Origin of the sequence: Flavihumibacter sp. UBA7668, assembly GCF_002483205.1 — a bacterium.
GTDB lineage: Bacteria > Bacteroidota > Bacteroidia > Chitinophagales > Chitinophagaceae > Flavihumibacter.
This window is the reverse complement of sequence record NZ_DLHM01000001.1, coordinates 317,921-338,979: the sequence shown is the minus strand read 5'-3', so window position 1 is coordinate 338,979 and position 21,059 is coordinate 317,921. Positions and strand designations below refer to the sequence as shown.

The following is a 21,059-nucleotide window of genomic DNA, read 5'->3' as shown; positions in this document are numbered from 1 at the left end:
TTATTTTATAGAGTATTCTATTAACCTTGATGATTGCAAAAGACGTACCTGCCCGAGTGCATCTAATCCACTATCCAGCTTAACCAGACCAATACCTTTTGCACAATAAAATGTATAAATTCCAACTGACATCCATTGTCCCAGCATATTATATTCCAATGAAACAGTTGTATGAATGATGTCTTTAAATGTTTTGCCTTCAATTGTTTTGGTAATGCCTTTTTCTATTATCTGACCTTTGATCCTTGCAGGAAATCCATTTGCTGATCCGGCATCTTTGGTCCAGGTAAAGCCAGCGGCTTCCTTATCATTCAAAAAGAGCATATTTATATCTGCAGAAATCCCACTTAAACTACCCGCTTCCATAAGGAGGTAGTAATCGTTTTTTAGTTTTCCATACCATAAGTCCCCTTCGCTGGTACCTTCAATTACTTCATACTTATTATAGGAAATTCCATTAACTGTTTTATGATCATCAGATGCCTGCAAAACAAAAATAAAACCTGTTACACTATCTGTATACTTCCATGTTGAACCTTTGGTATAAGGCATATACGAATCACTGGCTGGTACAACCACTTCTTCTCCAGGTAAAGTGCCATCTTCCTCCAGCGGATTAATTTCTTTCTGACAGGAAATTACCGTAATAGCTGCAAAAAATACAAGCGAAAGCTTCCATAAACGGGATAAGGGGATCAATGTTCTCATAATCGGGAAAAATACAGTACGAAATTTAGTTATGCAAGTGATTCCAGACCTTTTTTAATTCGCGCGATGACTTCATCCTTACCAATAGTTGCCGCAATATCAAAAACAGCCGGACCAAATTTGCCACCCACCAGCATGAGCCGGAAGGGCAATTGCAATTCTCCCACCTTGATGGCACGGGCAACCGCCATTTCTTTAAATGCGGTTTCAACAGCAACTGCATTCCAATCTGGCAAGGCTTCCAATACACCGGGCAAATCAGTAAAGAATAAATTTTTGTCCAGGTTCCATTTTGCTTTCACCGGCTCCATATCAGGAGATGCAGGCGCATTAAAAAAGAAACCCGACTGCTCCACAAAATCAGGCAAAAGCGTACAACGTTCCTTCACCATATCAATAACTGTTGCCAGATAACGATCATCTGTAACCGAGATGCCGGCTGAAGTCAAACTATTTTTTACATCGGGCAGCAAACGCGCTGCAGAGGATGCTTTAATCCATTCATGGTTGAACCATTTGGCTTTTTCAAAATCAAATTTGGCACCGCCCTTATGCACCCGGCTCATATCAAAGGAAGCGATCAGTTCCTGCATGGAAAAAATCTCTTTACCGGTTCCATCATTCCAGCCGAGCATGGCCAGCATATTCACGAAGGCTTCGGGAAGAAATCCTCTTTCGCGAAAACCCTGCGTGAATTCATTGGAACGCGGATCGGTCCAGTTCATGGCAAAAACGGGAAAACCTAAGCGATCACCATCGCGCTTGCTGAGTTTCCCGTTTCCATCGGGTTTTAGTATAAGTGGAAGATGTGCCCATTGTGGCATGGCATCGCTCCAGCCCAAATAGTTCCAGAGCAATAAATGAACAGGGGCGCTTGGTAACCATTCTTCACCACGGAAAGCATGGGTGATTTTCATGAGATAATCATCCACCACTACCGCCAGGTGATAAGTAGGCATGCCATCTTTTTTCAATAATACTTTATCATCGACGGTAGAGGTAGAGAAATTGACCTCACCCCGGATCATATCGGTGAAACCAATGGTTTGATTATCGGGCATTTTTATACGAATCACATAAGGAACGCCTTCGGAAATCAGTCGGCTAACTTCTTCTTCCCCCAGACTCAGTGAGTTGCGCATTTTCATACGCAGCTTATGATCATACTGGGGCGATGGATTTTCCGCTGATTTGAAAGTATTCCTCATTTCTTCCAGCTCTTCCGGCGTGTCAAAAGCATAATAGGCATGACCGTCAGCCACCAGCTTTTCTGCATACTGGAGGTAATTGGCTTTCCGCTCACTTTGGCGATAGGGGGCAAAAGGACCACCCGCAGCCGGACTCTCATCGGGCTCCATACCACACCAGCGAAGGGTTTCCATAATATAGTCTTCCGCACCTTCAACAAATCGGGTATTGTCGGTGTCTTCGATCCGGAGAACGAAATCGCCCCCGTGATGGCGGGCAAACAGATAATTAAACAGGACCGTACGAACACCACCCAGGTGTAATCCGCCAGTGGGACTCGGAGCAAAACGAACACGAACTTTTGTTGCCATAGGCCGCAAAGATAAGTCGGGTATTGTTGCGTGCGTATTGATTATTTTCGTGTCATGATCTATTGGGCGAAAGGGAATAAAATTTTACGAACACTGTATCCGAATTGGATCTGGTCAGTAAAAAGTAAAGAGAAAAAAATCTACTTAAGTTTTGATGATGGACCGCATCCGGAAATCACCCCCTGGGTATTGGATGAATTGAAACGTTACAACGCGAAAGCAAGCTTTTTTTGCATTGGAAAAAATGTGGCGCAATATCCTGAAATATACCAACGGATATTAGCTGAAGGACATCGAACAGGGAATCATACCATGCATCATCTGAATGGCTGGAAAACCAATACAGCAGCCTATTTCAACGATATTCTCGAAGCCGGAAAATACATTGACAGTAAACTCTTTCGTCCGCCTTATGGCAAGCTCACCCGCTTTCAGGGAAAAGCACTTAGGGAAGCGGGTTATGAGATCATAATGTGGAGTTTATTGAGTGCTGACTTTGATACCCAACTAAGTCCATCAGATTGCTGGGAATTAGTGCAAAAAAACTATCAACCGGGATCGATTATTGTGTTTCATGACAGTGAAAAAGCGAAGTCCGGCATGCAGTATTGTTTACCTAAATTTTTGGAGGAAGCAAGTGGAGCCGGATACACATTTGAGACACTTAATATGGGTACTGGGGTAACAAACAATTGAGAATAAATGCACTAAAAAAATATCTGAGAAAAATGGGGACCCCCTAAAAAAGAGTTGGGCCTGGGTAGAAACCCTGGCCCGTTTTTAATCCGTACCCTATGAAAACTGATTTAAAGGTAAATTAAATTTTTAATTACTTCAAAGTAATTTCTCGGGAAACCCCATTTACCGTGATGGTGGCTTTATTGTCGCATTCGCCGTTTCCGAAGTCCAGGCTTGCTTTTCGGCCGTTTACCCGTTGGATTTCCTGGGTGCCTGCACTGATCCAGCGGCAGCTGAATGCTTTTTCCAGCGGTTGGGTGGTGGTGCTGGTCCAGGTACCGGTTTTATCTCCAATAGTTATAGAGCCGGTTCCATTGCTGGTAATCTCGAAGGTATCGTCGGTAGGAACATAAGGAGTACCGGATCCGTCGATCATCGTAAAAGTGCGGGTGCGGTTCCAGTTAATCTGGTTACCGTTTTCGCGGCTGAGTTTTCCATCTATTACCCTGGTTTCAAAAGCCCATTGGTTGGCGGAGCTCTTGTTTTCAACGGTATGGGTGCCTTCCACCTTTACCCCATTTACGTAATAATTGGAGAAAGAAGTGGTAGCCTTGCTTCCCGGCAGGATCATATGGCCGGTATAGACCGTGCTGAAGGAGCCTTTGCGGGTGCGGCCATCGCGACCCAGACAGCCGGTTGAACCGAAATCAACCGTAACGGTAATCGGGAAGCCATCGCCGGTTTTGGTAAGGGTGATGGTAAAGCAGGCAGGTTGAAGGGGACCCGGCAGATCGCTGCCGGCCGACTGAAAAACGCCGGTACCGCCGATGGCTACGCTTTGATCCGCGCCCATCACGTTGTTGAAGACATCATCGTATAGCAGTTCTCCTTCGGCTTCGGCTTCAACGGTAGCCTGGGTAAGTTCGGGATCGCGATCCATCTGGGTTTCTTCCTTGTTTTTTGAACAGCTGGAGAAGCCGATGATCAGGGCTGTTGAGGCTAATAAAAAGAGGTGTTTTTTTGGGTGGTTCATTTTCATAAAAGGTGATTTGTGGTTGCAGAATCTTTCCAGATTAGAATGGGTTGCATCCAAAACGTTTAAAATAGAATAAAATTTTCTTGAACTTTGCCGAATGACTTTAATCGATACCCATTGTCATTTATATGTGGAAGAGTTTCGGAATGATGTAGAGCAGGTGCTGTCAAATGCCCGCCAGGCGGGGGTTGAACGGATTTATCTGCCGGCAATCGACAGCACTGAACACGATGTTTTACTGCAGTTGGAGCAAGCGCATCCGGAAATCTGTATTGCCATGATGGGCTTGCATCCCTGTTATGTAAAGGAGAATTACGAAGAAGAACTACGAAAAGTGGAGGACTGGTTGGGCAGGCGGAAATTTGCCGCGGTGGGGGAGATCGGACTGGATTTTTACTGGGATCGGAATTATGATGCGCAGCAATACGAGGCATTCCGAAGGCAATTGGAGCTGGCGAAACAGTATAGGATACCGGTCTCGATTCATTCCCGCAATGCAACCCTGGAATGTATAAAAGAGGTGAAGGCATTGCAGGATGGGGGACTATCCGGAGTGTTTCATTGTTTCAGTGGCAGTTACGAACTGGCAAAAGAAGTGGTGAAGCTGGGATTCTATTTGGGCATTGGCGGCGTGGTGACCTACAAAAATGGCGGACTGCCCGAAGTGTTGAAACATATCCCGCTGGAACATATTGTACTGGAAACGGATGCTCCTTATTTATCACCGGTACCGTATCGTGGTAAGCGAAATCAGCCGGCCTATCTGACACCTATAACCGAAAAGTTATCGGATATATACGGGGTTTCGCCTGAAGAAATTGGTGCGATTACGACAGCCAATGCGAACCGCTTGTTTCAATATCATCCAGCTTCGATTGCTAAATAATACCAATGAGAAAAAGCTCCAGTACCCCCCGCATCCTGATCATCTATACCGGTGGAACCGTTGGAATGGTGATGGATCCGGTAACGGGTGCATTGAAACCGATTGGATTTAAAGAGATCCGCGATAATATTCCGGAGATTGTAAAGCTGGGATATGAGGTGGATGTACATGCCTTTAATCCGCCGATGGATTCTTCGAATATGCATCCGGATGTTTGGGTGGAGCTGGCGGGAATTATTGGAAAAAAGTATGAGCAGTTTGATGGCTTTGTGATTTTGCATGGTTCGGATACGATGGCTTTTACGGCATCTGCATTAAGTTTTTTATTGGAGAATTTATCGAAGCCGGTGGTGTTGACGGGATCGCAGTTGCCGATTGGGGAGATCCGCACCGATGCGAAGGAGAATATAATAACCGCCCTGGAAATTGCGGCTGCGCGAAAAGGTGGGAAGGCGCTGGTACCGGAGGTTTGTATCTATTTTGATTACAGTTTATTTCGGGGGAATCGTTCCAAGAAATACAATGCGGAAAAATTTGAGGCCTTTTATTCGATGAATTATCCGGCTTTGGCAGAAGCGGGGATTAATATCAAGTATAAGAAGGAGTTTTTGCTGAAGCATAAGGATGCGGGCTTGAAAGTGCACCGGAAGCTGGATGCTTCGGTGGCGGTATTGAAGATTTTTCCGGGTATAACGGAGGCAACAGTGGAGTCGGTATTGCAGACACCAGGGGCGAAAGCGGTGATACTGGAAACCTTTGGCAGTGGCAATGCGACCACAGCTTCCTGGTTTCTGGAAGCGGTGAAGCGGGCAATTAAACGCGGACTGACCGTGATTGATATAACCCAGTGTGATGGGGGATCGGTGGAGCTGGGCATGTATGAAACCAGCCGGGGGTTGAAGGAGATGGGGGTGGTATCGGGCCATGATATGACCTTTGAAGCCACGCTGGCCAAGCTGATGTTTTTACTGGCGCAGAAGCCATCCCGGCGCCGGCTGCACGAATTATTGGAAACTTCCTTACGCGGCGAGTTGACGAATCCCTGAGAAATCCTATATTTGCGTCCCGTTTTACCCGCCGGGTGCCACCCGACCGGTGGCACCCGGCGGGTAAAAGGAAAAGTTGGAGAGGTGTCCGAGTGGTTGAAGGAGCACGCCTGGAAAGTGTGTATACCTCTAAAGGGTATCGCGGGTTCGAATCCCGCTCTCTCCGCTGAAATCAATAAGGTACGTAAAGTACAACGTATAAAGCCTGCAAAATCAAGTGTTTGCAGGCTTTTTGCATTTTAGTCTGCCTTCACTTTACTTCACTTTACGGGTACAGTTAGTTGAACGATTCGTTGAGGAACCGTACAACGCTATAAATATCGTTGAGACATACGTGGTCATTTATTAAGGGAATACGGTGGTCAACTTGCCCTGGAAACAAGTGGTCAGTTTGTAGTGGAATAAAGTGATCAGATTGCGCCGAATTTCCAAACACAGGGAGGATAACATGAATCTGAATAGGAGGGATTCCATGGACCTGAATCTACAAGTTGGTCCACCAGAAAACATTCAGACAAAGATCAATCGTAGTGGAATCAAGTGCATATGCGTTCCCTTTCAGCCGGACTTCCAGTTGGCTATCACCATCATATAAAAATTTGGCTTGGTCGATGAGCTTTAATCTAAAATCTTGAAATATTCGCCAGTCCCTATTTTCATGTGATCTAGAAAGTGTTGACTTGTTTATTTACAGCCTTTCCAATTACCAGGTGATACAATTTATCGTAATTAAGTTCTAGGTAGCGCATAGTGTCGCTCATACTTTCTCGATGGGTTAATTGCCCAAAAGCCAGACCCAAAATTGCTTCCTGCAGGTAAACTCCTTGGTTTTATAAATCACCTTGTAACAATTAAAACAAACTTTTAAAATATCCTGCGATGCAAAATCCATAAACTGTGAAAAGGCCATCCTTTTCTTCTTCATTATCAACGATATACGTATAGGAAGGTATTCCAGTCATTTCAAATCGTTGCCGACTCAAAATCCTATTGAACCCGCAACTAATAAGACTTTCAAAGAACTACTATTCAAAACGCCGCAACGCTAGTGTAAATAGATCTAATTTCAAATTATACGAAGTTATAAGCCTGTCTTGTTGTTTCACCACTTAGGAAATTATTTCGTCCGGAAATTAGTGTCTTGTTCTGAAATAGCATGTCAAAAAACTATTTCAGGGCAAGACAAAATGCGCAGCTCTAATCCTCAGATATACAAGCTGTTAACTCAATCGTGGAACCATTCGTGAAAGTAGAAAATAGGGCAATCGATACTTATGTATTTAATTCTCAAAAAGCCAATAAGTCCACTATATGTAAGATGTCAATTCTGGATAAACCGCTAATTGAATCAAAGCAGCCTTATGATTTTGGGCAAACAATCGAAGTGAATATCATCTCCATTGGGAATTCATTAATCAATCTTCAGTTTTTTTGAGTTTGGTGGTGTTCAATGTTGGATAGCAAACAAATAACGGTGGGGAAGCTTGTGCCGGAATAAAAGCATACTACCTACAACCAATCAGAAGAAATTATTTGTATTCGAAATATTTGTTTCTGAAAGCTAAACAATAACAGCATTGTTGTGCTTTTCTTTAGCTATCCCTACATATTCAGACTGAATTAAAAAGATAACCTAAAGTACTAGAAAAGTTGCCAATGACCTGAAATCATGCTAACAAGTACAAAATGGAACATTGAACCTATTCAATAAGAGATTGGTTTTAAAGTAATGCATCTCTTGATTAGTAATGTAAATGGCTTATAAAAGAATTTTGAGGCCGGTAAATTTAATAATGATGATGATTCTATGATTGGCGAAGTTGACAATTGGCTGAATCTCGCCATTATTTATAAAGGTAGTGTTAACAGTAAGACGTATATAATAAGTTAAGTTTTTTTTTGACGTTGAAAATCATTATAAATTGATTTAAAGGAAAATACTCTTTAAGAGGTGGTTGAGCTTGCAGTTTTGGAAATATGGGGTGTGTTATGCAACCCGACTTACCATCGAAAGCTGAGTACAACAAAATGATTTTTATTTCAGAGATAAGTAACCGGCAAACTGTGAAGATGAAAATTGAAAAGGAACTGGCGGGTTTTATCTGGCAAGAGGGTTATACAGCCATCAAGAGTGTGGATGTTTTTCGTCAGGATTTTCCAGAAGACTGGGCTTGGAGAAATGCTGAGTAAGATCCGCGAACTGAACAGTGATGTCATTTTAGCAAAGACTATAATAATCCCACCAGTATTGGAAATTTCAGTGAGAAATACGATAAGTTGCTCTGGAAGCGAACGGAAAAGGAAATTCAATTCCAAAAACCGTGAAAATAACATCCAAACTGTAATTAGGATAAAAAAATTGAGATGCATCAGTTTCTACCCTTCAGGTATTTAAGTAGTAACTCCGGGTAATCGGTCTGGATAATATTGGCTCCATATTGCAATACTGTATTAAAGGCATGAGGTCCTGTAGAGGCCGCGAGGCGGTCAGTTTCGCCGAGTGCATTAAGCCATACCCTTGCTCCTGAGGAATGAATCTGCTTAACAACATCCGGCCGGTGATGCGATTCATCAATATGCAATGCTTCTGGTCTAAATTTACCAAAATAAGGAGCTACAGCGGTATGCGATCGGCTTCTAGCCAATACCAGCACATCTTTATCCCACTCTTTCACCATACGAAGCTGGATGGAATCATAAACAAAAAATATCACAGTTCTTTCCGTACCTGTTTTCCTAACCAATTCCATGATCTCTCCGGACTTGTCGCCAGCTTTTATATCCAGGTCAACCAAAGTTTTGCCTTTCAGAAATAACAATGCTTCTTCGAGGGTAGGAATTTTCTCCGTGGTTACCTGCCCTTTATGTTTGAGCGATAAGGCAGACAATTCTGCATAGGTCAGACTATCAACTCTTCCCCTTCCATTGGTAGTACGATCCACCGTTTTATCATGCATTAAAACAAGAACCCCATCACGTGTGCTGCGGACATCAAGTTCAACAATATGCACCCTCAGTTGTGCTGCGCGGTGAAAAGAGGCCATTGAATTTTCCGGCACATCATTATGTACGCCTCTATGTGCTGCCACCATAACGGTTGTGCCATTGCCCTGCATGAATTCCCGCCTAAGTTCTTCGGTACGGCTGACACCGGCATTAAGATCGTTATGCTGGGCAAACCCAATAAATCCTGTACATAGTGTAGTTAGAAACAGTATTATCTTGTTCATCTTCATTCAATTTAGTAATAACCAATATTTTGTTCTTCAGCCGGACTTCCTTTAGGATCAAGCCGGTCGATATGCGTTTGAGGAATAGGTCGAAGGACATGGAAGTCCCGAATGTTTACGGCATCAGGGTTATACAGGAGAACACGTTCTACCAGTTTCTCGCATCGAACGAGGTCTTCCCATCTGTTCAATTCACCCAGGAATTCCCGTCCGCGTTCTTCCAATATAAAATCAACAAACCTCCCGCTAATATTGGAAACATTCACTTTCATGTTTCCAACAGTTGACAGCATGCGATCTTCATAGCGCCCTCCTTCAAAAGTCCAGTACTGGGTTGTTTTAAGTTCGCCCGTTTTATAGGCGGCACGTTCCCTTACCTGGTTAATAAAAGGCAGGGCGGATTCAAAATCACCTTTTCTTCCATAAGCTTCTGCCATTAGCAGTAATGTTTCTGCATAGCGCATCACCACCCAATCGCGTGAGCCATTTGTTTCATTTGTGGTAGGACGTAATGGATCGTTCCACTTTTTCAGTCCCGGGAAGAGGTAATTCCTGGTAAATGGCAGGTAGAAGTTGAGGGGGAAATAATAAGGAAAGCGATTTTGCAGCTGAGTGGCCGAAGTATAATCATGGTCAGTTGCAAAATACTCCGGCGTAAAATAGACTGCGGTATCACCCACTTTTACGTCCACTTTATTACCGGCCAGGGTTTCAATACTATTGGCAGCTTTATTGGCCAGATAGGCCCAGTAAAAACTTTTAGCAAAGCGGGAGTCATATTTCCGGGTATCGCCAAAAAGTTCATTATAGACATAAGGAGTTGGTCTTACCCTGCGATATGGTCGGCCATATTCTATGGAGCGTGCCAGGATTTTGGTATTTATGGCATCATACTGAGGAACATGGTACAGATGCATTTGGTTTCCGCTGCCGTTGTTCAGCATATCAGTAGTAAACTGAATAGCAAAAATAACTTCTGAGTTCACCTGATTTTTCATATCAAATAAATTTGCGAAATCAGTAACCAGGGAAAAATTTCCAAGATCTTTGTTGATAATTTTTCCTGCATAATGAATAACACTGTCCAAATCAGTATTTTTTGAACCACGCGCTAATCTTTGTTCTGCGGTAATAGCACTGGAGCGAGTCATGTACACTTTGGCCAACTGGTGAGCCGCGGCAGCTTTTGTAGCACGTCCACGAGCCGTAACTGTTATGGGTAACTGATCGTATGCATACACCAGATCCGAAATAACTGCTTCGTAAATTTCACTTATTGGCGCCCGCTTAAAACTGGTAATTATTTTGTCAGAGGATTCCAATACCAGGGGCACTTTACCATAGTGCTGGACAAGGTCGAAATAATAAAGTGCCCGAAGAAATCTTGCTTCAGCTGCAAGAACCGATTTACGCGATTCATTCATTGAAACACCTGGCAGGTAAGTAGTTACCAAATTACACTCTGAAATGCCTTTGTAATGGTAATTCCAATAATCATTAATTTTTCCTTCGAGCGAAGAAAGGGTTCCCAGGTAGAGGTTGAAAGGCTGGTTACCATCGGAGCCCAGGGTAAACAAATCCGTACCGGCATCACTGAAGGTTAGCGCTCTTTCGCCTGAAACGCCCAACCGAAAAGTATTATAGGCGGCTGTCAATGCCCCTTCGATTCCTTTTTCGGTTGTATATAACTGATACGACACATTTGACACTACCTTTTCTTCAAGGTATTTTTTGCAGGAGCCCAGACAAAAAATAAATCCCGGTAGCAAAAAATATAATATGGATCTTTTCATTGTGTTCTTTTTTAATGGAGTTAAAACTGAAGATTGATACCCATCAACCAGGTTACTGAAGCGGGTTCATTAAAACCGGTAGCGCCCTCTGGATCGGAACCGGGGAATCTGGTTGTCAGCAATGGATTTTGCACGCTGCCATATATGCGAAGGCGTTTGGCTTTCAAAGCTGAAAGCGTTTGGGACGGAAGGGTGTATCCTAAGGATATATTTCTTATTCTGAAGAAACTCGCATCATAATAATTGAGTGTGCTCAGGTAATTCAATCCTGCAGTTCCAAGGAGTGGCCGAGGATAGGTTTTGGAAGGATTTACAGGTGTCCAGTAATCCAGTTTCGGTTGATTATAACGGCCGTCAAAGCGCATATCCACATCGTGATAAAGGGTATGACCAACCATTGCCAATACAAAAATGGAAGCATCCCAATTTTTGTATTGGATGGTATTATTCAGACTGGCTGTCCATTTTGGGTCTACCTGACCAATGATATAACGATCATTAGCATCAATTTTAAAATCGTCATTTATATCTTTGGGACGAATATCGCCGGGTTTGAAAGTGGAACCGTTATTGTTGAACTTACTCATTAATTCCAGGTCTTCCGGAGTATTCTGCCAGACCCCGTCAGCTCCCAGGTCATAGTGCACCTGCACAGGTTTTCCGATAAACCACCGGGCACCCACATCATCCTGTTTACCATTGTATAACTCAATGATCTCCTGCCTGTTCATGGAAAATATCCAGTCGCTCCGCCAATCAAGATTTTTTCGTTTAAGGTTTACCGTTTGCAGGTTCAGTTCAATGCCCTGGTTCATGGTTCTTCCGATATTCGACAATACTTGCGAGAATCCTGAAACCATCGGTAACTGCCGGTTCAGCAGCAGATCGTAGGTATTCTGGCGATACCATTCCAGGCTACCGGTAATGCGGTTTTTCAGGAATCCGAAATCTAATCCCAGATTATATTGACTGGTAGTTTCCCAGGTAAGCGAGGGATTTATCATTTCCAGCGGAGTGAATCCCAATACAGAAGCATCGCCAAATACATAGCGGATGGTTGAAAGGCTGCCCCATGTTTTATATGGATTAATGGCCGAGTTACCAGTTCGGCCCCATCCCAACCGAAGTTTCAGATCACTCAGGACATTGCTGTTACGAAGGAAGGGTTCATTGTTAATTCTCCAGGCAAGTGCAACGGAAGGAAACATTACCCATTTGCGCCCTTCGGCTAATCTTGAAGAACCATCATATCGGGCGCTGGCTGTGACAAGGTATTTTTCCTTATAGCCATAATTTAGTCTTCCCATAAAAGAAGCAATGCTCCATTTGGATAAATTACTGGCTACGCCGTTGATGATAAGTGCGCTCCCAACATTGTAATAAAGCTGCTCATCATAGGGCAAATCCTTTACAGAGATGGAATTAGATTCTGTCTTTTCTGACTGCAGGGATTGTACCAGGGTAGCATTCAGGGAATGTGTCTTATTGAACTTCCGGTTATAGCTCAGAATGTTTTCGAAATTGTACATAAACTTTCGAACACCGCTATTGATGGCGCTGGAAGGAGCCTGTCCGCCTGCTGAAGCCGTATTCGCAGCATTGAATTCATAGTGTTGCAAATGGCTGTAGTCAATTCCAAAATTGGAACGAAAGTTCAGGTATTTCAGAGGAGTAATATCTAAATAATAATTCCCCAGGAACCGGTCTTTGTTATTCACTCTTTTAGTATTTCCAAAATTGGTTATTGGATTTGGGGTGCGTGTGTTGTTGGTGGGGAACAGTGTTAGAGTTTTGCCATCTTCGTCGTAAGGAGAAGCCAGCGGGTTAAAACTTTTCAGACCATATTCACTGAATACATCATCCCATCCTGCATTATGGCTGGAGTTGGAAAAAACAGTTTGTGTGCCTACTTTAATAATATCACTTACTGCATGTTCAGCGTTGATCCGAACTGAATACCGGGTAAAATCCTGGTCGCGTACCACACCTGCATTTCGGAAATAATCAGCTGACAAAAGAAAACGGGTGCGATCATTCCCCCCGCTAACACTAATCTGGTGATTTTGCTGTGACCCCTGCCGGATGCCATAACCCATCCAGTCTGTACTGATAAGACGAGTGGGATCATAGGTACCTGAAGCCCATGCCCTTTCCATGTTTGCCAGCATATATGGAGTAGCCACCAACTGTTCATTTTTAAAATCAAGTTCTTTATTAGGTTCCTTGTTATATGTTCCGCCAAGTGCGTTCCGCTGTGCTTCTCTGGAGTATTCCACAAAATCAGCGGCAGACATAAGGGCAGGCAGGGGACGATCTTTCTGTATGCCATAATAGCCATTGTATTCCACCTGGCTTTTACCTTTTACGCCTTTTTTAGTGGTAATCAGGATTACACCATTGGCTCCGCGATTACCATAAATAGCTGTTGCAGAAGCGTCTTTCAGCACTTCGATGGATTCAATATCATTTGGACTAATCACATTGATAGCATCAGAGAAAGGAATTCCATCTACCACATACAAAGGCTCATTAGATGCGTTGATGGAGCGATTGCCACGAATTCTTACCTGGGCCATATTCCCGGGTCTCCAGGTCTGGCTCAGTACTGTAACACCCGAGATGCGCCCTTGCAAAACCTGGGTGGCATCCCCTGCAGCAACCTGATTGATTTTATCTGACTTCAGGGAACTTACTGCCCCGGTAACATCTGATTTCCTGATGCTTCCATAACCTATTACCACCACATCATTTAAATCAGAAACCAATGGCTTCAGTCGAATAACCAATGAATTCCTGACACCCTCACGAATCAGGAAAGAATTGAGCTGGAATACTTCATAACCCACATGGGTAGCAGTAATTTTATATTTTGCCCCACCCGGCAGATTCATAAACTGAAAAGCACCGGAGGCATTTGTTGACGCGGAGGTCTTTTGCTGTCCCGATGAATCAATCAGTGTAATATTGACGCCACTTAGGGGTTCACCTGAAAGATCCAGCACAATTCCCGAAATCTTTTCAGAAGGCTGTGCCTGCGTGTTATTTGCGAACAGGACAAAAATAAGTCCCCCCAGCAGCCCAGCTGCCATTTTTGTTAATGTACTCATATGTATCTGTATTATTTTTCTGCGTTAACCAATATGCCTTGTTTGGTTTTCTCAAAGCGCACACCATTCACTGCGGCCAGGATATTCAATAAATCAGCAAGATTAGAAGTCAGCGTAAGCGTGCCGGTAAATTCCAAGGAGTCTAATTCATTCTGCTGATACAAAAACCGAACATTATAATAGGTGGACAATTGTTTCAACACCTCACCCAGATTTTGCTGAACAAAGACAAGTTCTCCTGGTGTGGGTTTTGTTGGCAATTTGATTTGGTCAATTGTGGGAATATCTTTCCTGTGCGAATTTGCAGGCTTGGGAATAATATGCGTGATCTTTTTTTGCGTTTGATTATATTCGAAAACCTCACCAGGCAACAAGTACACAGGCTTTTTATTATTTAACGATCGATTTTCATGAATCACTACCCTGCCCTCCATCAGTTTTATACGTAACAATGACGGATCGTTGCCATCAACCAGGAAGCTGGTTCCCAGTGCTGTTGTAACCCAATCGCGGCTGATAACCTGGAAAGGGCGTGTGCTGTCTTTAACAACGGAAAAAATAGCTGTACCCTGCAGCCACACTGGTCTTCGGTCCACAGAGAACCGGGAATGCATTCTCAACAAGGAACCAGGATGTAGTGACACCAGGGTTCCATCTGAAAGTCGAATGTTGCGATTGGTATCTGATACATTAGTATGCCAGATCATTCCTACGCTTTCCAAATCAGGCAAAAGATTTTCAGACAATTGATCCTGACTTTCCGGTGATTTCCGAAGCCAGCTGATACTAAGTAGTAAGCCTAGTATAGCGGCGGCGATTACACAAGTTAACAGGGATCCCTTTAGGTGGATGATCTTCCTATCTGAAGTAAACCCTATTTTACCGTGCAGCTTATTCAGGATATCTGCAGACTGCTCCTTTGAAAGGTGTCGCTTTCCTGATTGATAATCCTGCCAGAATTGTTCCTGTAAATCTTTCATCTGGTATAAATACCCGAAAAGAACAAAAAGGGGATGCTATTCAATGTAATCAAATTGTTACCTGTTCAGGACGTCAGTAAAAGATCGATGAGAAAGGCGTTCAGTATGGTGAGTTCACCATTTCGCGTAATCAAATAGGACTTAATTTGTCTGTTAGACTGCTTCAGGTAATCCCGTACAGACTGAACTGAAATATTCAAAAGCGCAGCAGCTTCTTCCGCAGATTTGCCTTCGAACCGACAAAGACGAAATACTTCCCGCCTTCTCGAGGACAAATTGGAAACTGCATCTTCGATAAGTTTTAAACGGAATTCAAAATGGGCTTCATCAACTGGATTTTCTTCCACACATAGCGTATGGGAAAGTTCCACAGGGGAGAGCAGCGGCAGACGTTTTATACGATGCAGGAATTTGACGGACTTATTGAAACTTACTGTAAAGAGCCAGCCGCCAACAGAATCCATGACGAGCTCATTTTTATTTTCCCATAAGGCCAGGAATACATCCTGCAGAATGTCTTCAGCCGCAACCGGATCTTTTACGATACGCAGAATATTACCATAAACAGCGTTATGGTACTCATTATAGATATTATCAAACATGCAAATATCCTTAAGGGCAGGCATACACGAAAAATTGCAATTTCCGCCAAATCTATGGCTAAAAGACGGCCACTTACCATTAAGGAATTGTTAGATTAGCTGTTAAAACAGGAATTTCTAATCTCAAATTGAGTGTAGGTGAGTTATTTGATAAATTTGACCCAATGCAATAGTCCTTTACTGAGACCGAATTAGAGGAAGGTGGATATTACATTTACTTTTTGATGTAATTTCAAGTGGTATGAAAAATATCACTACTGGTTTTAATAATATCTGCTTCAGGCACTATCGTTATTGAATACGAGCCGACCGATATTGGAGGAATATATTTTGGGTATTCACCGAATGAGATTGATTTAAGCCCGGTATAAGATTGATAGAAACGAAAAGAGAAATATAATAGCCACCAATAAAAAAAACAGCATATCTGCCTTAACCTATACAAAACTTAACCAACAGTATCCTTTTTCATATAATTAAAAGCAACACGATAGAAAATAATATTTAATTTACTTAAAAATGGAAGCGTATAAATTACCCGCACAAACGCGAATAGGACATGTCCATTTGAAAGTAGCTGACCTCAATCGGTCTCTTGAGTTTTATCGTGATTTATTAGGTTTTGAAGTAACCTTGATATATGGCAGCCAGGCAGCATTTATTTCGGCCGGTGGCTATCATCATCATATTGGTTTAAATACATGGCACAGCAAAGGTTTGCCACCTGCACCTAAGGATGGTGTTGGTTTATACCATACGGCAATTTTATACCCAACAAGAAAAGACCTGGCAATAATATACGACCGGCTGCGTAGAGCCTATTATCCATTTACCGGAGCGAGCGATCATGGAGTATCAGAGGCAATATATCTTGACGATCCAGATGGTAACGGAGTAGAGTTATATTGGGATAGGCCCAGGGAACTTTGGCCGACAAAAGACAATGGTTCAATTGACATGTTTACAAAGCCTCTTGATCTGGATAATTTATTGGAAAGCTTAATTGAAGAATAATTTCATTATTCATCTGGTTTTGAATGAAACAGCCTTTACTTTAGGATTCTTATTAGAAACTGATTGTGAGGTTACGGCTATTTAATTTTTAAAATAACAGATAGCTAAGCTAAATAATTTGTAGTCGTAACATTAATTCCGTAACTTTTAGTATGCTATTTCGTGGGTGCAGATTTTCACAATCATTTGCATTATCACCGTTCCCTGCAGCAAAAGAACTGGCTGGTTAAACCTATTAATTAATTTTAAACAAACAACCATGAGCGAAATGAAAGGGAAAACGATCATTGTCACAGGTGCCGGAATGGGACTTGGTCTGGCAGCGGCAAAGGAACTTGCAGCACAAGGGGCAAACTTAACACTAGTAGATTACAATGAAATGAGTTTAGAGGAAGCGAAAAAAGAAATTAATAATAGTTTTCCCGACGTAAAAATATTAGCTGTAGTTGCAGATGTATCAAAAGAGGATGCCGTAAAAAATTATGTGGATGAAACTGTTAAATCTTTTGGCCGCATTGATGGATTGTACAACAATGCAGGTATTGAAGGAAAACAAGCCGGCATGACTGAGTATGATGTTAGTGTTTTCAAAAAGGTGATTGACATTAACCTGATGGGAGTTTATTATGGTATGCGTTATGTTATTCCTGTAATGCAAAAACAAAAGTACGGACGCATTGTAAATGTTGCTTCTGTTGGTGGTATTCGAGGCGTACTTAACCAAATTCCTTATGTTGCAAGTAAACATGCGGTTTCAGGTATGACAAAAAATGCAGCCCTTGAATATGGGCGGTTTGGCATCAACACAAATGCGGTTGCACCTGGAGCGATTCTTACACCAATGGTTGCAGAAGCCTTCAGGCAGGTTAATCCCGCAGATCCCAAAGCGGCAGAAACAGAATATGCACAACGCAACCCTGTTAAACGATTGGGATTACCACAGGAGGTAGCTAAAGTGGTTGCATTTCTTTTAAGTGAAGATGCGTCTTATGTAAATGGACAAACTATTGCCATTGATGGTGGTGAATCGAATGTCTATGGTAATGTATAATGTATCCAGATTAATTACAAAATGACATTTAAAATACTGTAATTGTTATACTATTACAAGCAATAAACAATGAAATCACTTAAAGGAGTGCACCACGTAACTGCCATTACCAGCAGCGCGGAAAAAATTTATGATTTTTTCACTAACGTATTAGGAATGCGTTTGGTGAAAAAAACAGTCAATCAGGACGATATTCAAACCTATCATTTGTTTTTTGCAGATGATAAAGGCAGTGCCGGAACGGACATGACTTTCTTCGACTTTCCCGGTATGAAAAAGGCTGTACATGGCAAAAATGAAATCTCAAAAACATCCTTCCGGGTGCCCAGTGATGCTGCCTTAATGTATTGGGAACGCCGATTTGATCGGTTGAAAGTTACGCACACCGGAATTATAGCACAATTCGGCAGGAAAACTATTTCGTTTACTGATTTTGATGAGCAGCAATATCAATTGATTTCAGATGAAGGTAATCATGGGATCGCATCCGGTACGCCCTGGCAAAAAGGACCTATTCCATTAGAGCATGCCATAACGGGCTTGGGTCCGGTTTTTGTTTGTATATCTAATTTTGAAGCATTGAAAGCAATGTTTGTATCAGCCCTAAAGTTTACAGAAACGGCACAGGAAGGACCTTTTCACCTATTCGAAATGGGCGAAGGCGGAAATGGTGCTGCTGTTATAGTTGAACATAATACGGAAATGCCGGAAGCCCGACAAGGCTTTGGTACTGTACATCATGCGGCATTTCGGGTGGAAAATACTGAAGAACTGAAGGAATGGATTGACTGGTTAAATCAAATAAGGCTCCCTAATTCCGGTTTTGTAGATCGCTTCTTTTTTCAGTCGTTGTATGCAAGAGTGGCTCCGCAGATCTTATTTGAGTTTGCAACAGATGGTCCAGGTTTTATGGGTGACGAACCATATGAAACCCTGGGAGAGAAATTGTCATTACCTCCGTTTCTCGAACCGCAACGTGTGGTAATAGAAAATTCTGTTCGGCCCATTGATACAGTTAGAAGTACAAAAGAATTCATCAAAGAATAATACTTAAGTATTGTGAAAGTGTGGGAGCCTCTGCCAAATAATAAGTTATGAAAGAAATACTACAAGCAATAGATGAGAAGGGATATGGTCATTTTTATATAATGGAAAGCGATGAACGGCTTGGCGAAATGGAAGTAAGTATATCCGGTAGCAATCTAACCGTTTATCATACCGAAGTTGCTGAAAAAGCAGAAGGAAAAGGATACGCAAAAATGCTTCTAAATGAAATGGTCGGATATGCAAGGAAGAACGGCTTAAAAGTCATTCCCCTTTGTCCTTATGTTCATGCCCAATTCAAACGACATCCGGAGGAATATGCGGATGTATGGAATAAAGAATAATCACCGAAGACGGGTTTAATTCACATTCAAAAGATGGCCTAACAATATTCAATATTATTTATGCATCAAAAAAGTATAAGGTGGTTCAAGGATCTATACAAAAGGTGCAGCTGTGGAATTAGCTAAAGATAATATTCGTGTCAATTCGGTTCATCCGGGTTATGTTGAAACTCCCATGACAAAAGAAATGAAAGGTTCAAATGATTTTGAAAAAGGCGCACTTTCAATAACACCGATGGGACGAGGTGCAAAATTAGAAGAGATTGCTTATGGAGTTTTATTCCTTGCCACTGACGAATCGTCATTTATGACAGGTAGTGAATTGATCATTGATGGTGGACTTACTGCACTTTAATTAACCAGTTCATAAAACAATCATCGAAGAAAACATCAATGCTGCATTTAATGCTAAAACATCTGTATAACAAATCTTATTTGGATAGGACAACAGCAGTTATCCTGTCCATACATCCTAAAATAGTAATGCAAAGCTTTTGAAATTGAATTAATAATAACCTCAGAATCTCAATTTTATGAATACAACAACTGTTACAGATACTTTAAATACTTTGAACAAGGAAGGTTATGTCCTTGATTTCAATTTGAAATCTGATTGCGTGGAATGCAAATCTTTGAACTTGCAATTGTATCCTGCTGATTTTATTATTGATAAATTCTTTCGTTTTGAGGGGGCCAGTAATCCGGATGACAGCTCAATTGTTTACGCAATTTCATCAAAGGACGGATTAAAGGGTACACTTATAGACGCTTATGGTGTATATGCTGATAGCCTGACGACTGAAATGATTAATAAATTGAAATTTAAAAGATAGCAATTATGCCTGACGCTGAATTCACCAGCAGGGGTTGAAACCAATGCAATACTACATAAGCAGCTGCATTAAAACCAGTGGGACAAACTCAGCAACTATTCAACCAATTGTTAGCTAAAGATCGATGAAAATCAGGTTGATAATTAAATAGACCCCGCCTGATTTTACGCCATCACCTGGTTGAAACAATCGTCAGCAATAATTCTTTCCGATATTGAGTAGGCGTTTTACCTGTTATATCTTTAAAGAATTTATTAAAATTTGCAAAATTCTGATAACCACTTTCGTAGCAGACAGTTGATATACTTAAGGATTCATCATTCAGCAATTGGCAGGCATGTCCTATGCGGATATCATTTAGAAAACGTGTAAAGGATTTCTGTGTACGTTTTTTGAAAAAATTACAAAATGCTGGTGGCGTCAAATTGGCAACACGGGATACGTCGCTTAGCGTAATTTCTTCCTTAAAGTTTTTCATAATGTATTGGTAAACGATATTCATTCGTTCCGTATCCTTATAATTGTATGAATGGCTATATCCTAAATTAGCAAGTGGTTCGTATTCCCTGGAATGAAGTAAGATATCTATTATAACTAAAAAATCGATGATCTTCTGTAATCCTTTTTTCTCCATCAATTGTTCCAGCCTTTTTTTGATACACTCTCCGGTTTTTCCTTTAATCTGCAGACCACATGCGGCTTCTTTAAAAAGCTTATTAAATTTTGCCAAAGTAATGGGGTCGGATATTAAAGACCCAATACGTTCCATCGAAAAATAGGTAACGATAGCCTGTGCATTTTTTGTTCTCGGATTAGTGAACACCTCTGGATCATTAAACCAGATATGTGGCAGGTTTGGGCTCATTAAAACTAAATCTCCGCTGTTGAACTGTTGTATGGAGTCTCCAACAATACGTTTTCCAAAACTTTTCTTCACATAATTCAATTCACAGTAATCGTGAAAATGGAAGGGAGTTGAGAAATGATTTGCCGTGATTTCTTTTACGATTAATAGTGGCGCCTTTTCGGTTCCAAGTTCAATGAGTTTCGCTTTCATTATGCAACCATTTGAATCTTAAAATGTACGATATTTTCATTTTACTAGCTAATTATTGTAAAAATGATTAAAATACTTGAAATACTAGTTA

Annotated in this window: 18 protein-coding genes and 1 tRNA gene; 10 read left to right on the top strand and 9 right to left on the bottom strand. The window is 41.8% G+C overall.

What is annotated here, in order from left to right; translation table 11 throughout:
- Positions 1–708 carry a hypothetical protein gene (locus B2746_RS01480; protein ID WP_290790162.1) on the bottom strand — a complete coding sequence of 236 codons (708 nt, stop codon included), beginning with the start codon at positions 706–708 and terminating at the stop codon, positions 1–3.
- A 29-nt stretch (positions 709–737) separates the two neighbouring features.
- The gene (gene gltX / locus B2746_RS01475; protein ID WP_290790159.1) at positions 738–2,267 is read right to left on the bottom strand and encodes a glutamate--tRNA ligase; all 1,530 of its coding nucleotides are present in this window, start codon (positions 2,265–2,267) and stop codon (positions 738–740) included.
- Positions 2,268–2,321: 54 nt separating this feature from the next.
- On the opposite strand from gltX, the gene B2746_RS01470 reads away from it, so the two are divergent.
- A complete protein-coding gene (locus B2746_RS01470) occupies positions 2,322–2,963 on the top strand; it encodes a polysaccharide deacetylase family protein (RefSeq protein WP_290790158.1) in 642 nt (213 codons plus the stop codon).
- Between the two features lie 133 nt (positions 2,964–3,096).
- On the opposite strand, the gene B2746_RS01465 is transcribed toward B2746_RS01470, so the two are convergent.
- Entirely contained in the window at positions 3,097–3,984 is an 888-nt protein-coding gene (locus B2746_RS01465; RefSeq protein ID WP_290790155.1) for a hypothetical protein, read from the bottom strand.
- Positions 3,985–4,078: 94 nt separating this feature from the next.
- Between B2746_RS01465 and B2746_RS01460 the strand changes: the two genes are divergently transcribed.
- From B2746_RS01460 to B2746_RS01450, 3 genes are all read left to right on the top strand, one after another.
- Positions 4,079–4,867 carry a TatD family hydrolase gene (locus B2746_RS01460; RefSeq protein WP_290790153.1) on the top strand — a complete coding sequence of 263 codons (789 nt, stop codon included), beginning with the start codon at positions 4,079–4,081 and terminating at the stop codon, positions 4,865–4,867.
- A gap of 5 nt (positions 4,868–4,872) precedes the next feature.
- On the top strand, positions 4,873–5,913 hold the full coding sequence (locus B2746_RS01455) for an asparaginase (protein ID WP_290790151.1): 1,041 nt from the start codon (positions 4,873–4,875) through the stop codon (positions 5,911–5,913).
- A 78-nt stretch (positions 5,914–5,991) separates the two neighbouring features.
- Positions 5,992–6,079, top strand: a tRNA-Ser gene (locus B2746_RS01450).
- A gap of 2,203 nt (positions 6,080–8,282) precedes the next feature.
- Here the strand turns inward: B2746_RS01450 and B2746_RS01445 are convergent.
- From B2746_RS01445 to B2746_RS01425, 5 genes are all read right to left on the bottom strand, one after another.
- Positions 8,283–9,143, bottom strand: a complete 861-nt coding sequence (locus tag B2746_RS01445; protein WP_290790148.1) for a glycerophosphodiester phosphodiesterase family protein — start codon at positions 9,141–9,143, stop codon at positions 8,283–8,285.
- A gap of 11 nt (positions 9,144–9,154) precedes the next feature.
- Positions 9,155–10,936, bottom strand: a complete 1,782-nt coding sequence (locus B2746_RS01440) for a RagB/SusD family nutrient uptake outer membrane protein (RefSeq protein ID WP_290790145.1) — start codon at positions 10,934–10,936, stop codon at positions 9,155–9,157.
- A gap of 20 nt (positions 10,937–10,956) precedes the next feature.
- Entirely contained in the window at positions 10,957–14,043 is a 3,087-nt protein-coding gene (locus B2746_RS01435; RefSeq protein ID WP_290790142.1) for a SusC/RagA family TonB-linked outer membrane protein, read from the bottom strand.
- Between the two features lie 11 nt (positions 14,044–14,054).
- Positions 14,055–15,023 carry a FecR family protein gene (locus B2746_RS01430; RefSeq protein WP_290790138.1) on the bottom strand — a complete coding sequence of 323 codons (969 nt, stop codon included), beginning with the start codon at positions 15,021–15,023 and terminating at the stop codon, positions 14,055–14,057.
- Between the two features lie 65 nt (positions 15,024–15,088).
- Positions 15,089–15,649, bottom strand: a complete 561-nt coding sequence (locus B2746_RS01425) for an RNA polymerase sigma factor (protein ID WP_290790135.1) — start codon at positions 15,647–15,649, stop codon at positions 15,089–15,091.
- Between the two features lie 495 nt (positions 15,650–16,144).
- Here B2746_RS01425 and B2746_RS01420 point away from each other — a divergent pair, with 495 nt between their 5' ends.
- The 6 genes from B2746_RS01420 (at position 16,145) to B2746_RS01395 (ending at position 19,911) form a co-directional block, all read left to right on the top strand.
- Positions 16,145–16,639, top strand: a complete 495-nt coding sequence (locus tag B2746_RS01420; protein WP_290790133.1) for a VOC family protein — start codon at positions 16,145–16,147, stop codon at positions 16,637–16,639.
- Positions 16,640–16,907: 268 nt separating this feature from the next.
- Complete coding sequence (locus B2746_RS01415; protein ID WP_290790130.1) at positions 16,908–17,690, top strand: glucose 1-dehydrogenase; 783 nt, start codon at positions 16,908–16,910, stop codon at positions 17,688–17,690.
- 69 nt (positions 17,691–17,759) lie between these two features.
- Positions 17,760–18,737, top strand: coding sequence for a ring-cleaving dioxygenase (locus B2746_RS01410; protein WP_290790127.1), 978 nt, complete (start codon positions 17,760–17,762; stop codon positions 18,735–18,737).
- Between the two features lie 47 nt (positions 18,738–18,784).
- Entirely contained in the window at positions 18,785–19,078 is a 294-nt protein-coding gene (locus tag B2746_RS01405) for a GNAT family N-acetyltransferase (protein WP_290790124.1), read from the top strand.
- 112 nt (positions 19,079–19,190) lie between these two features.
- Positions 19,191–19,433, top strand: a complete 243-nt coding sequence (locus tag B2746_RS01400; RefSeq protein WP_414655268.1) for an SDR family NAD(P)-dependent oxidoreductase — start codon at positions 19,191–19,193, stop codon at positions 19,431–19,433.
- Positions 19,434–19,611: 178 nt separating this feature from the next.
- Complete coding sequence (locus tag B2746_RS01395; protein WP_290790121.1) at positions 19,612–19,911, top strand: phosphoribosylpyrophosphate synthetase; 300 nt, start codon at positions 19,612–19,614, stop codon at positions 19,909–19,911.
- Between the two features lie 172 nt (positions 19,912–20,083).
- On the opposite strand, the gene B2746_RS01390 is transcribed toward B2746_RS01395, so the two are convergent.
- Positions 20,084–20,968: an AraC family transcriptional regulator gene (locus B2746_RS01390; protein WP_290790119.1), complete on the bottom strand. Its 885-nt coding sequence runs from the start codon at positions 20,966–20,968 to the stop codon at positions 20,084–20,086.
- Between the last annotated feature and the right edge of the window lie 91 nt (positions 20,969–21,059).

What these genes read in the sequence shown, in the direction of transcription:
- B2746_RS01480 (WP_290790162.1), bottom strand. Translation starts at nt 708, where the DNA reads ATGAGAACATTGATCCCCTTATCCCGTTTATGGAAGCTTTCGCTTGTA.
- gltX (WP_290790159.1), bottom strand. Translation starts at nt 2,267, where the DNA reads ATGGCAACAAAAGTTCGTGTTCGTTTTGCTCCGAGTCCCACTGGCGGA.
- B2746_RS01470 (WP_290790158.1), top strand. Translation starts at nt 2,322, where the DNA reads ATGATCTATTGGGCGAAAGGGAATAAAATTTTACGAACACTGTATCCG.
- B2746_RS01465 (WP_290790155.1), bottom strand. Translation starts at nt 3,984, where the DNA reads ATGAAAATGAACCACCCAAAAAAACACCTCTTTTTATTAGCCTCAACA.
- B2746_RS01460 (WP_290790153.1), top strand. Translation starts at nt 4,079, where the DNA reads ATGACTTTAATCGATACCCATTGTCATTTATATGTGGAAGAGTTTCGG.
- B2746_RS01455 (WP_290790151.1), top strand. Translation starts at nt 4,873, where the DNA reads ATGAGAAAAAGCTCCAGTACCCCCCGCATCCTGATCATCTATACCGGT.
- B2746_RS01445 (WP_290790148.1), bottom strand. Translation starts at nt 9,143, where the DNA reads ATGAACAAGATAATACTGTTTCTAACTACACTATGTACAGGATTTATT.
- B2746_RS01440 (WP_290790145.1), bottom strand. Translation starts at nt 10,936, where the DNA reads ATGAAAAGATCCATATTATATTTTTTGCTACCGGGATTTATTTTTTGT.
- B2746_RS01435 (WP_290790142.1), bottom strand. Translation starts at nt 14,043, where the DNA reads ATGAGTACATTAACAAAAATGGCAGCTGGGCTGCTGGGGGGACTTATT.
- B2746_RS01430 (WP_290790138.1), bottom strand. Translation starts at nt 15,023, where the DNA reads ATGAAAGATTTACAGGAACAATTCTGGCAGGATTATCAATCAGGAAAG.
- B2746_RS01425 (WP_290790135.1), bottom strand. Translation starts at nt 15,649, where the DNA reads ATGCCTGCCCTTAAGGATATTTGCATGTTTGATAATATCTATAATGAG.
- B2746_RS01420 (WP_290790133.1), top strand. Translation starts at nt 16,145, where the DNA reads ATGGAAGCGTATAAATTACCCGCACAAACGCGAATAGGACATGTCCAT.
- B2746_RS01415 (WP_290790130.1), top strand. Translation starts at nt 16,908, where the DNA reads ATGAAAGGGAAAACGATCATTGTCACAGGTGCCGGAATGGGACTTGGT.
- B2746_RS01410 (WP_290790127.1), top strand. Translation starts at nt 17,760, where the DNA reads ATGAAATCACTTAAAGGAGTGCACCACGTAACTGCCATTACCAGCAGC.
- B2746_RS01405 (WP_290790124.1), top strand. Translation starts at nt 18,785, where the DNA reads ATGAAAGAAATACTACAAGCAATAGATGAGAAGGGATATGGTCATTTT.
- B2746_RS01395 (WP_290790121.1), top strand. Translation starts at nt 19,612, where the DNA reads ATGAATACAACAACTGTTACAGATACTTTAAATACTTTGAACAAGGAA.
- B2746_RS01390 (WP_290790119.1), bottom strand. Translation starts at nt 20,968, where the DNA reads ATGAAAGCGAAACTCATTGAACTTGGAACCGAAAAGGCGCCACTATTA.